This is a genomic window from Leclercia barmai (assembly GCF_049312895.1).
Classification (GTDB): Bacteria; Pseudomonadota; Gammaproteobacteria; order Enterobacterales; family Enterobacteriaceae; genus Enterobacter; species Enterobacter barmai.
The window spans coordinates 300663-313849 of sequence record NZ_JBMNWZ010000002.1; the positions used below are offsets into that span (position 1 = coordinate 300663).

Genomic DNA, 13187 nt, shown 5'->3' on the forward strand with positions numbered 1-13187 from the left:
ACTACACTCCTCGTTAAATACGTATTGCCTGTCCGGCACTGATTTTCGCCAGCATTTGCTGACTAACCTGACTAAGATCGACCACTTCGCTGACGCCACCCATATTGATGGCCTCGCGCGGCATGCCGAACACCACACAACTTGCTTCATTCTGGGCGATGGTCCAGGCGCCAGCCTGGTGCATCGCCAGCATTCCGGCGGCTCCGTCGTTGCCCATCCCCGTCAGGATCACCCCAACGGCGTTGCGCCCCGCGTGTTTCGCCACCGAATGAAACAGCACATCCACCGACGGACGGTGCCGGTTAACCGGCGGCCCGTCATGAATTTTGATTTGATAGTTTGCGCCGCTGCGCGTCAGCTCCATATGCTTGTCGCCCGGGGCGATATAGGCATGCCCCGGCAGAACGCGCTCGCCATCTTCCGCCTCTTTCACGCTGATCTGGCACAGCTTGTTCAGACGTTCCGCGAACGAACGGGTAAAGCCTGGCGGCATATGCTGAGTAATCAGAATACCGGGGCTTGAGAGCGGCAATGGCTGGAGTACATGGCGAATTGCCTCTGTTCCCCCGGTAGAGGCACCGATAACCAGCAATTTTTCCGAGCTCAGCAGCGGGCCGGCTTTCAGCGTGGTCGGCGTTGCCAGCGGCTTGTGCGTGGCAACCCGGGCGCGGGCCGCGGTACGGATCTTCTCCGCGATCATCTCGCTGTACGCCAGCATCCCCTCACGAATGCCGAGCTGCGGTTTGGTGACAAAATCCACCGCCCCCAGCTCCAGCGCCCGCAGGGTGATTTCGGACCCTTTGCCGGTCAGCGAAGAGACCATTACCACCGGCATCGGGCGCAGACGCATTAACTTCTCCAGGAAATCGATGCCGTCCATGCGCGGCATTTCGACATCCAGCGTCAGCACGTCGGGGTTATATTTTTTGATTAAATCCCGGGCTACCAGCGGATCGGGGGCCGTCGCCACCATTTCCATGTCGCTGTGGCTGTTGATAATCTCGGTCATGATCTGGCGCATTAACGCCGAATCATCAACTGACAAGACCCTGATTTTACTCATGCTTTATCCTTACTCAGCGCATATACCGTCTGGCCACGCAGGCTAAACTCGCGCACAAGATTGCTGAAGTTCTCCGAGTGCCCGGCAAACAGTAAACCGTCAGGTTTGAGCAACGGAACAAAGCGGCGCAGGATCTCCTGCTGCGTCGTTTTGTCAAAATAAATCATCACGTTACGACAGAAAATGGCGTCAAACGGCCCCGCCACGTTGTACTGCTTCTCCAGCAGGTTGAGCATGGAGAACTCCACCGCATTCGCCAGCTCACTGCGCACCCGCACCAGCCCTTCGTGCGGACCGGTACCGCGCATGAAGTAGCGCTGAAGCTGCTGGGGTGACAGCGTCTTCAGCTCTTCCTGGCGGTAGATCCCGCTCTGCGCTTTTTGCAGCACTTCGGTATCGATATCGCTGGCGATCACCTTCCAGCGGCCCGGCGCGGTGCCCAGGGTGTCGGCCAGGGTGATGGCGAGCGAGTAAGGCTCCTCCCCGGTCGACGCCGCCGCGCTCCAGACGCGATACTCACCGCTGCGGCGGCGCGCATGCTCCGCCAGCACCGGGAAGTGATGCGCTTCGCGGAAAAAGGCGGTCAGGTTGGTGGTCAGGGAGTTGATAAACGCCTGCCACTCCGCGCTGTTCGGGTTGGCTTCCAGCATCCCCAGATAGCGGCCAAAATCATCCAGCTCGAGCGTTCGCAGGCGACGCACAAGACGGTTGTAGACCATGTCCCGCTTGTGATCGGCAAGCACAATCCCCGCACGCTGGTAGATTAACTGACATATCCGACGGAAATGCGCATCGGACAGCGCAAGGCGCTGTGTCATCTGTAACAATAATGACGATTGCCCTGAGGGCAGTGGTGATGTCATAGCGCCTTCTTAATCACTTTCAGGATCCGACTGGCACGGTCTGCGACCGTCCGACTTCTGTTACTGCTTCAACACGTTCATTCACATTAAAAACAGCCACCAGCGAGGTGAGATGATCCGCCTGGCCGGCTAACTGGTCGGTGGCCGCCGCGGCCTCTTCTACCAGCGCGGCGTTCTGCTGGGTCACCTGATCCATCTGGCTTACCGCCAGCGCCACCTGCTCAATGCCGCGGCGCTGTTCATCGGATGCTGAGGCGATTTCGCCCATGATGTCGTTCACCTGGGTGACCGAACTGACGATCTCGGTCATGGTTTTCGCCGCGGTATCCACCAGTTCAGAGCCCTGCTGGACGCGCGACACCGACTCTTCAATCAGCACCTTAATCTCTTTTGCTGCATTGGCGCTGCGGCTCGCCAGGTTACGTACCTCACCGGCTACCACCGCAAAGCCACGCCCCTGTTCGCCCGCACGGGCGGCTTCGACGGCGGCGTTCAGCGCCAGGATGTTGGTCTGGAACGCAATGCCGTCGATAACGCTAATAATGTCGCCAATCTTTTGCGAACTGGTGGCGATCTCATTCATGGTGTTCGCCACCCGGGAAGCCTGTTCGCCCCCCTTCTTCGCCGTCTGCGCCGCGCTCTTCGCCAGGCCGGACGCCTGACGGGCGTTGTCGGCGTTCTGGCCGACGGTGGCGGTCAACTGCTCCATGCTGGCCGCCGTTTGCGCCAGGGACGCCGCCTGCTGCTCGGTGCGCGAAGAGAGATCGTTATTGCCTTCAGCAATTTCGGAGATCCCGGTGTGCATGGCGTAGCTGCCCTGACGCACCTCGGATACCGTCTCACGCAACGAGCCCTGCATCGTTTTCAGGCTGGCGAAAATGGCCGAAATTTCGTTTTTGCCGTACACCGCCACCGGCCGCGCCAGATCGCCTTTCGCAATGCTGTCGAAATGGCTGCTGATGATCGCCAGCGGCTGGACAATCATCTTGCGCGACCAGATCAGCGCGGCGCTGGTGAGTAACGCCGCCAGCACAATCATGGTGGCGAAAATCACCCCGGACATGTGGTAGCTGTTGCGGCTGTCGTTGCTCGCCATCTGCACAAAGCCGTTCATCTCCTGCTGCCAGGCGTCAGTGCTGGCGTCAAACGCCGCCTGCGACTCCTGCACCGGCGCGGTCAGAAAATCGGACAGCTGGTTGTTCTCAAGCCAGGTGGCCTGGTGCTCCAGATCGCCATACCACTGGCTGAAGGCGCCCTGCATGGCTTTTTTCAGCTCGGCGTCTTTAGCACTTATCGCCGCCTGTTGGTTAAACGTCTTATAGAGCTCGCCCGCCTGCTTCAGGCTGCTGCGCGCGGTGGTCATCAGCCCCTTGATGTCATCGGGCGGATAGCTCAGCGCGGTTAAGGTGCCCGCTTTATTCAGTGCCGTACTGGCCTGCAGCAATACTGCCCGGCTTTGGGTAAGCAGCGCGCGCTGTTGATTGCTGCTCTCCATCTCCTGCAAATTCTGATAACCATCGCGAAAAGCCCAGAACGACAAGCCATTACTGCCAACCTGCAACACCCCGCACAGAATCAAAATCAAAAACAGGGTGGTCGAGATACGAATACGATTTAACATCCACGCTCCCATTTAGCGGCCAGCAGCCGCGATTTAACGTACGATCAAAATGTTTCCCAGTTCTCATCTTTTCCGGTTGCCACTGCGCGTGCGTAAGCCGGTGCATTAACCGGCGCGGCCGGTTGCTGGCTGACGCGCGAGGAAACCGTTTTTGTTGGTTCAGAGGTAAGACGAAACGCCGAGACGGCCATCTTCAGACGGCTCGCCTGCTCTTCCAGCTGTGCCGCAGCAGCGGCGGACTCCTGAACCAGCGAGGCGTTTTGTTGTGTGACGCGATCCATTTCCGATACCGCCAGGGCGACCTGGTCGATACCCCGACTCTGCTCATCCGACGCAGAGGCGATTTCACCCATGATGTCCGTTACGCGGGTAACGGCATTCACGATGTCATTCATGGTCTCGCCCGCGCTCTCCACCAGCACCGAGCCGGTGTCGACGCGTGCGACAGAGTCTTCAATCAGGGCTTTAATCTCTTTCGCCGCGTTGGCGCTGCGGCTGGCGAGGTTACGCACTTCACCGGCCACCACCGCAAAGCCACGGCCCTGTTCACCGGCGCGCGCCGCTTCCACCGCCGCGTTCAGCGCCAGGATATTGGTCTGGAAGGCGATGCCGTCGATGACGCTGATGATGTCGGCGATCTTCTTCGAGCTGCCGGCGATGTCATGCATGGTTTTCACCACGCCGTCCACCACCTTGCCGCCGCGCTGGGCGGTTTCCGAGGCACTGTTCGCCAGCTGTGACGCCTGACGGGCGTTGTCCGCATTCTGCTTCACGGTAGCGGTTAACTGCTCCATGCTGGCCGCGGTCTCTTCCAGCGCCGACGCCTGCTGCTCGGTGCGGGAGGAGAGATCGTTGTTGCCCATGGCGATTTCGCTGGTGCCGGTATAGATGGCATCGGATCCCTGGCGCACGTTGGCCACCGTCTCGCTGAGCGAGCGCTGCATATGGTCAACGCTGACCGCCAGCTGGGTGATTTCGCTGCGCCCGGCGATGGTCAGGGTATGGGTCAGATCGCCGCTGGCAATGTGACGGATATGGTCGATGACGCGGTTTAACGGGTTCAGCAGGGTATGACGAATGCCGTACCAGACGCCCACCAGCACGATGGCCAGCGCCAGAGCAAGGATCCCCATTTGCCATTTGGCGAAGGTGTAATCCTTCACGCTGGCATTGAACGCCTCCTGGTTACGCGCGTCGGACGCGGCGACGTATTCACGCAGGGCGGTACCCAGCGCGTTCTGTTTTGACTGCGTTGCCTGGGCGAAGTAGGCGTCCATATTGCCGCTATCAAGGAACTGGATCAGCTCCGTCAGCGCCGCGGCATAGTCCCGGTATTTGTCATTGATGGTCTGGCTCACCTGCTCCATCGAAGGCTGTGGCGCGATGGCGCTATAAGCTTTGAAGTGTTTGTCCGCTTCCGCAAGCGTCGTGCGGGCGCTGTTCATCAGCTCCGTTTGCTGATGCGAAGGGTCTGAAACCATGCGCGCGGAGGCGCGGCTCAGGTTGATGCGCGTTTGTAGCAGGTAATCCCAGGTAGAGGTGATTTCACTTTGTTGAACCCGGAACTCGTTAGAGACCGCAAAACTGTCCTGGTTGGCCTTAATAGAAGAGAAAAACAGACTGCCGGAAACGAGCTGCAGCAAAGCGAACACAGCCAGCACTAACATCAGCATGGTGACAACGCGCATACGGTTCAACATACAACACCTTCTCATAGATTTGTTCTCGGTGTTATCGGCACAACTGACAGGAACTTTACATTTGCGAAAGGGAAAAGCGCGGGTCAGAACGCGACGTCGACCACGAGGGTATCGCTGTAGTTGCCAGCGGGAGGGGTTGTCTGGTTGGGGAGGACACGGGCGGTGTAGTTATAGCTGCGTAACAGGCCGTCGGCGCTGACCTGAGAGGAGGCACCGCTGGACCAGCGTTCGCTGCCGCTGCTGCCCCAGCGGTTGGCGGTGGCTTCTTTGTAGATCTCATAGCTCATGCGGTTGTTGCCGCTGGCCATCCGGCGCACGTTGTTACTGGCGTTGGCGCCGTTATTGATCCCGATGGTGTAGACGCTGCCCTTGGTGCAGGTGACGGAGATCGCCTGCGAGACGGTGGGAAAGTTCTGCACCAGCGGCGCGCTGTTGAAGTTGACGTTCGGGGTGGTCATCGCGCTGCAGTCGTTAGTGACGGTCATATTGAGGGTGAGGCTGGTCAGGGCGGTACCGGTTTGCGGGGTGGTACAGAGCCCCAGCACGCCAACGGAGCAGACGTTATAGCTGACGCTGAAGTTGAGGGTCACCTGATAGGGCCCGGCGCTGACGTTTTGTCCGGCGACGGTGCGGAAATAGAGCGGAATATTGTACTGCGCTGAACCGAGCAGGTTTAACAGCGTCGAGCCGCTCCAGGTGTAGGCCTTGCCAATCTGCACTTCGCTGCTGGTAGCACACCCGGCCAGGCCGCACAGCCGGGTGGGGATCACGTCGGTAATGGCGGCGTTATCGGTGCGCTTCATCGTCGCCCGGTTATTGGCCGAGATGGTGGCCCCGGTGAAGTTCAGGGTCACCGAATCACTGGTCAGCAAATTGAGCACCCGGTCGCAGTTCACTACCAGCGTGCCGGTGGTGGCCACTTCATTACTGCCGCTGAGGGCAAAAGACGTCACGCTGCCAAAGCTGGCGTTGACGGTGCTGACCCGGCACGCCCCCCAGCTGGCGGCAGAGAACATCAGCAGGAGCAGCACCAGCAGCAGGCGTTTCATGGTTCCACCCGGCAGGTCAGCGGTCCATAGGTTTGCAGCTTATGCTCCGGATTGGCGGTCAGCGTCAGGGTCACGTGGCAGCGTTTCCCTTCCGGGGTAGTGACTTCCAGGGCGTTTACATCCGCCAGATCTTCCAGCCAGGCGAGCCCATCGTAGCCCACCACCACCGGCTCCCTCCCCTGACGCCGCACCTGGCTGCCCAGGGGGATCGCCTCCCCTGCACCATCGTGGAGGATCACGCTGGCGACCCGCTCCTGCTCCATCGGGAAGTCGACCAGATAGCCGCTGTTGCGCCGCAGGGCGATGCGCCGTTCGGTCTCTTTCAGGCGGGTGTCGGCGGGTAAGTTGAGGGTGTTGATGCTGTAGCTCGCCGGGTAGTAGGCCGATACGCCGCTGATCAGCAGATAGCCGTTGCGGTTGGTTTTGCCCACCGGCTGGTTTTCATAGCTGACCGGCACGTCCGGCTGCCCATCAGTGCTGACCACCACAAAGGCGTCGTTGATTTTATTGGCGGCAAAGAGTTCCCCGTCCATCAGCACCAGCGAGCCCATCGCCTCGCCCCACCATGTCATCATGTCGCGCTCGCCGTAGCCACCGCCCTGCAGCTCAATATTGTTGTTACGCCACCCCAGCGTCGCCTGCTGATAGTTGCTGGCCTGCGACTGGCGCGCCCACGCCATATTCCAGCTAAAACCGCCGTCGGTGGGCATCGAGTGGTTGTAGTTGAGGCGCTGGGTGCTGCCGGCATCTGGCGTGTTTTCAAAGGTGACGGCGGCGCTGTCGCGCTCGCCAAGGGGGATCTGCAGCGACAGGGCTACGGTCCAGTCGCCCTGCTGCTGATCCCGGCTGGCGGCGAGATAAATACTGCTGCTGCCCCACAGGTTCCGGCTCCAGGAGAGGTTCAGCAGCTCGGTTTTCTGGTCGTCAAAACTCTGCACCCCGATCCAGGCCGCCCCGATATTGCCGTAATCGCCCATATTCAGGGTGAGCGAATACTGATCGGTATTACGGCTCAGGCTGGCGATGGGCTGGTCGTGTTCATCGTAGACGGTGGGCTGATCGTAAAGCGCCAGGTTGCCGAAGCCGCGATCCCGGCGGCTGTGCTGGGTGGCAATGCTGAAGGCGTTGGTGCTGTACTGGTAGCCCCAGTTGATCTGCCCCCCGGTATCGCCGCGCATTTTGCTCTGGGTCCAGGCGCTGTTCACCACCCCGAAGCGCCCGAGCTTAACGATGGTTCCGGCTCCGCCGAGGGCCAGCTCCTCTGCCCCTTCGGCGTGGCCTTCCAGGGTCAGCCAGTCGGTCAGGCCGTAGCGATAGGAGCCGCTGCCCGCCGCCGGGCCGTAGTCAAAATTTTTAATGCCGTAATTACGCCGCAGGCTGCCCAGGGTTACGGCCCCGTCGCTGAGCCCCTGGCGCAGCAGATCGCTGGTGACGTAGAACGGCAGCGTGGTGCTCACCTGGCGACCCAGCGCATCGGTGGTGACCAGCACTGCATCCCCGGCACCGTTGATGTAAGGCAGATTGGTGAGGGTGAACGGCCCCGGCTGCAGGCGGGTGGAGCCCGCCCGATAGCCGTTGACGAACAGATCCACCGAGGTCGGCACCGCCGCTTCGCCGGAAAACTCCGGCAGCGGCCAGGTGACCAGATCCGGGCGCAGGGAGAAGTCCCGCCCGTAGCTGATCCCGCCCATGCGTACGCTGCTGCTCCAGCTCAGGGCGTCGCTGATCACATCCCCGGCGGTCCAGGTCGTGGCATCCTCTTCGTCGGTGAACATCAGGGTGGTGTCGTAGCGGACATACCCCTCCTGCTGCCCGCTGTCGCCGGAGAGATTTTCCCGTACGTAACCGGTGGAGGATAACGATCCCCGGTTGTCAAAATAGCGAAACTCATGCCACAGGGAGGCCTGGCCGCCGCTGTGTTCGGTGTGGTTAGTGTAGAAGTCGTAGTTAAGCAGCGCCCCTTTGCCGAAGTGGGGCGTGCTGCGGGCCATCTGGCCGCTGAAGGGGGTAACGCGCGCGCCGATCCACTCCCGGGGCACGCTGAGCAGCAGCCGTTGCCCGGTGCTGTCGTACTCGGTGCGCACCCCCTCAAGACGGCTGACGTTCACCTCCCCCGGCGGGACGTGCTCGGGGGGCAGTCCGGCGCGGCGCAAATCGGCGCTGGAGACCAGATACTCATCCTGACGCCGGGTAACGGGCACCACCAGCCCGGTGTCGTAGTGGTTGAGGATCAGCGCCAGCTGGAAGACCGCCTCGTCATTCACCGACTGCGGCACAGGCGGCGGAGGCAACATGTCGTCACCAGGATCGGCCCAGCTTGCTGAACTGACGCAGAGCAGGATAAGCATCGACGGCTTCAGTTGACGGGGGCCGACTGCCATTCGGTATCCCTGGCATTAATCTGCGCCCGCATCTGGCCCGGCTGGTCGATCCCTGACGGCAGCGGCCAGCTGCGCGTGCTGCCCGGGAGCACATACCCCAGCAGGCCGTCGGCAAGCGTGCGCTTCTGGCTCCCTTGTTGTAGCGTGACCTGGCTCAGCCGGACATGCACATTGCCCTGATTGCGTACCTGCAGGGCCGGTTTGCCGTCGTCGCGGACCACCCGCCAGTTCAGATCCCGCGTCTCGACCAGGGCGTGGTGTGCCCCGTCCTTTATGGTGGCTATGCCCTGGCCGTAGACAAACAGCGGAATGGAGTAGCGCATCTGCAGCTTCAGCCCCATCTGCGGGGTCTGGTTATCCTGCGGCTGGGGGATCTCGTCCACGATGATGCGGTAGGCCTGCTCCACCCCGGCCGGAACGTTGCTCTGTTTGATAAGACGGATTAACTGTTTGCTGCCCTTCGCGATGGTCACGATCGGCGGGCTGGCGACCACCTCCTGCTGGGCGGTATAGCGTTCAAGACCGTTTTCCTGCCGCCAGCGCACGATCCTCACCTGCATGGTGGTGGCGCTGTTGCCCTGGTTCTGCACCCACAGCTCCGTCGCTTTGGTATCGGCGGAGAGCCACGGGTCGATAGGCCACAGCAGAATGGTTGCCGCCCCGTGGGCGGTGTTGAGTGTGGCACCCAGCGCCATCAGCAGGCACAGCGTGCGGTATCCTGGAATTGCCTTCATCGTCCTTCTCCCTATCACCATGACAAGGTCACGGTGAGTTGATCGGAATAATTTCCGGCCGGGCTGAAGCCGGTCAGAAGCGCCACACCAAAAAGCGGTAGCGCAATGTTGTTGCTGTTGGTGTAGGCCACAGACACCGCCTGATTCACGCCGATCTCACTGTTGGCCGCCAGTGAACTGCTGCTGTACAGGCGATACGGCACCTGGTTTGTCGCCCCGGCCCGCTGCATGTTGCGCACCGAGGTGTAGTGCTGCCCGCCGTCAATGCTCATGCTCAGCGCGACCCCGGGGGTACAGGCGATGGTCAGCGATCCGTTCGGCACAAAGCTGGTGTTGACCTGCCCCCGCTCCACCCCGCTATGGGTACCAAAATCGAGGGTGCCCAGCAGGCCACCGCTGCCTGCTGCGACTGAACAGCCGGGGGTGATAGTGGCGCTCACCTGAAAGGATTGCGTCGTCACCGCATGGCCGTTTCCCGCTGCAAGCAGCATCATGCTCAGGATAAAAAAAGCGCGCACGTTGCCCTCTCCCATATAGCGGAGCGTTATTCAGTTCACGCTCGTTAAAACGTGCTGACGCTAATAGGTGACGCTGACGTTGATGGTGTCGGTGTAGGTGCCGGGCACCACGGTGACACTGTTGCCCCCGCCGGTGATGCGCCCGTACAGGGTGTAGCTGTCGACGCCTCCGGCGGTGGAAGTCACCGGCAGCGGCGCGTTGTTGGCGATGACGTTGTTAAACCCACCGTCGCTGAACAGGCTGTAGGCCACGCCCTGGCCGGTATTCGCCGTATTCACCAGATAGCGCGCGGGGGTGCCAGGCGTGCCGACCACGGTGCCGGGCGCCGTAGAGTTGGTGTTGCCGGTGATGGCGACGGTGTAGCTGGCGGTGGTGCACTGGATCGTGAAGGTGTTCCCGCCGCTGGCCCCGGTGAGCTGGGTGGTCAGCGTGGAAAAGGTGGCCGGATGGGTACCAAAATCAAGGGTACCGAAGTTAATGCCATCCTGAGTCGGCGAGCCGTTAATCAGGCAGCCGTTGGTCAACGTTAAGGTTGCGCCAATGGTGCCGCTGCTGGTGACGGCCTGGGTATTGCCGGACGCCACTGCCAGAAGACCGCCGCCTAACAGCATCAGGAGTTGTTTATTCATTTGTTGCCCTCCGGAACATGTCACATGGGGTTATCACCGTTTTCTGATAACGCTCAGACTGTTAGCACCCATCATGCTGCTGTCCGGGTGGTTATTGTGAAATTTAGTTTATGGTTCGTTGCTCAACCACTTTTCACGGCCCCTCTCATACTTTTACCGTATTGACATAAATTTACTAATTAAAACAATTGAGTAAGAAATTACTTCTCCGTATATCTAAGCAAAACGGGAAGATATATTGCTTAAAATGTGACCTTCATCACAATATATCGCCATCGAAGTTAGCAACAAAACTTATAAATATTAAAAAATTATTGAAATAGCCCGGAAATTACTTCAATTTAGCTAACGGATATATTCATGCGCTGAATAATAAAAAAGAGAGAAATCAGCAAATTCATTTTAACTTATTAAAATCGGGGTAATTTTGGTGGCAAGTGCAAACAGACTCACGGTCTTTATCGTGATCTTTATGCTGGCGGGCATTTTGTCCGGCGCAATGATTCATGAGTATGCGTCAGCGGATGCAATCTCGGCCTGGTCAGACAACATTACGTTACTGACTGACATCTTTTTACGACTGATCAAAATGGTGATCGCCCCGCTGGTGTTCAGCACCCTGACGGTGGGGATTATGCGTCTGGGCGAGACCGCCACCATTGGCCGCGTGGGCGGTAAAGCGATGGTCTGGTTTATCAGCTCCTCAGTGCTCTCCATCCTGGTCGGTCTGTTTATTGTCACCCTGCTCCATCCGGGCAGCGGCCTGAACCTGGCGATCCCAGCCGGTACCGTAGAGACCGGGCTTGCCACCGGCGGCATGACCCTGAAAGGTTTTCTTTCCCATACCATCCCCACCAGCATTGCCGGAGCGATGGCCAATAACGAGATCCTGCAGATTGTGGTGTTCTCGATGTTCTTTGGCATTGCTGGCGCTTCGCTCGGCGAGAAATTCAACGCCCCGCTGGTGGCCGCGCTGGACGTGGTTTCTCACATCATGCTCAAAGTGACCGGCTACGTGATGTACGTTGCGCCGCTGGCGATCTTTGCCGCCATCTCCTCGGTGATTGCCACCCAGGGGCTGGGGATTTTGCTGAATTACGCCTCGTTTATCGGCGGTTATTATCTGGCGATCGTTCTCACCTGCCTGGTGCTGCTGGCGGTGGGTTATATGGTGCTGAAAAACGAGATTTTCCGTCTGGTGAGCATGCTGAAAGATCCGGTGCTGGTGGCCTTCACCACCAGCAGTTCAGAAGCGGCCTACCCGAAAACGCTGGAGCAGCTGACCCGCTTTGGCTGCTCGCGCAATATCGTTTCGTTTGTGCTGCCGATTGGCTATTCGTTTAACCTCGTCGGGTCGATGGTTTACTGCTCGTTTGCCTCGATGTTTATCGCCCAGGCCTACAATATTCACCTGACTTTCTCAGAAATCACCGTGCTGATGTTAACCCTGATGCTGGCGTCAAAAGGGATTGCCGGGGTACCGCGCTCGGCGCTGGTGGTGCTGGCGGCGACGATCCCGAGCTTCCATATTCCGGTGGCGGGGATCCTGCTGTTGATGGGGATCGATCACTTCCTGGATATGGGGCGGTCAGCGATTAACGTGTTGGGGAACGGCGTGGCGACGGCGATGCTGGCGCAGAATGAGGGGTTGCTGGAGGACGGTGAATTGGTCGGGCAGGAAGTTTGATGGATCGTTGGAAAGGTTCCGTTCACCTTATCTTTAGCAGAATATGACGTTCCGGAACCTGTGAACGTGATAAGGGGGCCACCGCGGCCCCCTTATCAATCCCCGCGGCCCCGCGACGAAATCGGTGCTTCGCACTACGCTCACCTCCCGACCTGACGCCTGCGGTCGGCTCAACTCGACATCCTGTCTCGATTCGCCTCTGGCCGCCATCCCTGGCGTCCAGCCCTTGGCATCCGGTCTCCGGTTCGCCGATTTCAGCGGGGACTCAACACCCGTGCCATATTCAGGCAGCGCTGGAACCGTAGGCCCGGCAAGCGTCGCGCCGCCGGGCGTTGATGCAGAAGGCTACGCCGTGCAATAAAAAAGCCGGGTGGCGGCTACGCCTTACCCGGCCTACAGACTGCGTTGCTGTTTTGCGTTTACCTAGGCAACGTGACTCGCCGCCACATCCAGCAGCGCCATCTCATCGCTGTTCAGCAGCTTCTCAATATTCACCAGAATCAGCATACGGTCCCCGAGCGCTCCCAGACCGGTCAGGTATTCGGTGGACAGGGTAACGGCAAACTCCGGCGCCGGGCGGATCTGCTCGGCGGTGAGGGAGAGCACGTCGGACACGCCGTCAACCACAATCCCGACCACACGCTGGCCGAGGTTGAGCACGATCACCACCGTGTTGTCATCATACTCGACGTCGCCCTGGCTGAACTTCACGCGCAGGTCGACGATGGGCACGATAACGCCACGCAGGTTGGTCACGCCTTTAATGAAATCGGGCGTGTTGGCGATGCGGGTCACCTGATCATAGCCGCGGATCTCCTGCACCTTCAGAATATCGATACCGTATTCTTCGTCACCTAAGGTGAAAACCAGGAATTCCTGCCCTGATGGCTCGCCGGCCAGCTTGGTTACATTACTCATACCGGTCATTTTTTTACCTTCTT

Annotated in this window: 11 protein-coding genes; 1 reads left to right on the forward strand and 10 read right to left on the reverse strand. The window is 59.6% G+C overall.

Annotation, left to right across the window (positions count from 1 at the left end; all coding sequences use genetic code 11):
• Window positions 1–13: 13 nt before the first annotated feature.
• From ACOYA6_RS09805 to ACOYA6_RS09845, 9 genes are all read right to left on the reverse strand, one after another.
• The gene (locus tag ACOYA6_RS09805; RefSeq protein ID WP_039030845.1) at window positions 14–1063 is read right to left on the reverse strand and encodes a protein-glutamate methylesterase/protein-glutamine glutaminase; all 1050 of its coding nucleotides are present in this window, start codon (window positions 1061–1063) and stop codon (window positions 14–16) included.
• On the reverse strand, window positions 1060–1926 hold the full coding sequence (cheR, locus tag ACOYA6_RS09810) for a protein-glutamate O-methyltransferase CheR (RefSeq protein WP_039030846.1): 867 nt from the start codon (window positions 1924–1926) through the stop codon (window positions 1060–1062). Before cheR ends, ACOYA6_RS09805 begins: the two co-directional genes overlap by 4 nt.
• A 19-nt stretch (window positions 1927–1945) precedes the next feature.
• Window positions 1946–3547 (reverse strand): methyl-accepting chemotaxis protein IV, encoded by a 1602-nt coding sequence (tap, locus tag ACOYA6_RS09815; protein ID WP_422654609.1) that lies wholly within the window; start codon window positions 3545–3547, stop codon window positions 1946–1948.
• A gap of 44 nt (window positions 3548–3591) precedes the next feature.
• On the reverse strand, window positions 3592–5247 hold the full coding sequence (gene tar, locus ACOYA6_RS09820) for a methyl-accepting chemotaxis protein II (protein ID WP_422654610.1): 1656 nt from the start codon (window positions 5245–5247) through the stop codon (window positions 3592–3594).
• Window positions 5248–5330: 83 nt separating this feature from the next.
• A complete protein-coding gene (locus ACOYA6_RS09825) occupies window positions 5331–6296 on the reverse strand; it encodes a Csu type fimbrial protein (RefSeq protein WP_039030849.1) in 966 nt (321 codons plus the stop codon).
• Complete coding sequence (locus ACOYA6_RS09830; RefSeq protein ID WP_422654611.1) at window positions 6293–8677, reverse strand: fimbria/pilus outer membrane usher protein; 2385 nt, start codon at window positions 8675–8677, stop codon at window positions 6293–6295. The genes ACOYA6_RS09825 and ACOYA6_RS09830 overlap by 4 nt, the downstream gene beginning before the upstream one ends.
• Window positions 8653–9411 (reverse strand): fimbrial biogenesis chaperone, encoded by a 759-nt coding sequence (locus ACOYA6_RS09835; RefSeq protein WP_039030851.1) that lies wholly within the window; start codon window positions 9409–9411, stop codon window positions 8653–8655. Before ACOYA6_RS09835 ends, ACOYA6_RS09830 begins: the two co-directional genes overlap by 25 nt.
• Before the next feature lie 14 nt (window positions 9412–9425).
• Window positions 9426–9944, reverse strand: coding sequence for a Csu type fimbrial protein (locus tag ACOYA6_RS09840; RefSeq protein WP_039030852.1), 519 nt, complete (start codon window positions 9942–9944; stop codon window positions 9426–9428).
• A gap of 45 nt (window positions 9945–9989) precedes the next feature.
• Window positions 9990–10541 (reverse strand): Csu type fimbrial protein, encoded by a 552-nt coding sequence (locus ACOYA6_RS09845; RefSeq protein ID WP_231568148.1) that lies wholly within the window; start codon window positions 10539–10541, stop codon window positions 9990–9992.
• Between the two features lie 448 nt (window positions 10542–10989).
• Between ACOYA6_RS09845 and ACOYA6_RS09850 the strand changes: the two genes are divergently transcribed.
• Complete coding sequence (locus tag ACOYA6_RS09850) at window positions 10990–12246, forward strand: dicarboxylate/amino acid:cation symporter (protein WP_422654612.1); 1257 nt, start codon at window positions 10990–10992, stop codon at window positions 12244–12246.
• 423 nt (window positions 12247–12669) lie between these two features.
• Here ACOYA6_RS09850 and cheW read toward each other — a convergent pair whose 3' ends face one another.
• Window positions 12670–13173: a chemotaxis protein CheW gene (gene cheW, locus ACOYA6_RS09855; protein ID WP_032611989.1), complete on the reverse strand. Its 504-nt coding sequence runs from the start codon at window positions 13171–13173 to the stop codon at window positions 12670–12672.
• Between the last annotated feature and the right edge of the window lie 14 nt (window positions 13174–13187).

Bases quoted from the DNA above. Each gene is read 5' to 3' on its own strand.
- ACOYA6_RS09805 (WP_039030845.1), bottom strand. From the start codon at position 1,063: ATGAGTAAAATCAGGGTCTTGTCAGTTGATGATTCGGCGTTAATGCGC.
- cheR (WP_039030846.1), bottom strand. From the start codon at position 1,926: ATGACATCACCACTGCCCTCAGGGCAATCGTCATTATTGTTACAGATG.
- tap (WP_422654609.1), bottom strand. From the start codon at position 3,547: ATGTTAAATCGTATTCGTATCTCGACCACCCTGTTTTTGATTTTGATT.
- tar (WP_422654610.1), bottom strand. From the start codon at position 5,247: ATGTTGAACCGTATGCGCGTTGTCACCATGCTGATGTTAGTGCTGGCT.
- ACOYA6_RS09825 (WP_039030849.1), bottom strand. From the start codon at position 6,296: ATGAAACGCCTGCTGCTGGTGCTGCTCCTGCTGATGTTCTCTGCCGCC.
- ACOYA6_RS09830 (WP_422654611.1), bottom strand. From the start codon at position 8,677: ATGGCAGTCGGCCCCCGTCAACTGAAGCCGTCGATGCTTATCCTGCTC.
- ACOYA6_RS09835 (WP_039030851.1), bottom strand. From the start codon at position 9,411: ATGAAGGCAATTCCAGGATACCGCACGCTGTGCCTGCTGATGGCGCTG.
- ACOYA6_RS09840 (WP_039030852.1), bottom strand. From the start codon at position 9,944: ATGGGAGAGGGCAACGTGCGCGCTTTTTTTATCCTGAGCATGATGCTG.
- ACOYA6_RS09845 (WP_231568148.1), bottom strand. From the start codon at position 10,541: ATGCTGTTAGGCGGCGGTCTTCTGGCAGTGGCGTCCGGCAATACCCAG.
- cheW (WP_032611989.1), bottom strand. From the start codon at position 13,173: ATGACCGGTATGAGTAATGTAACCAAGCTGGCCGGCGAGCCATCAGGG.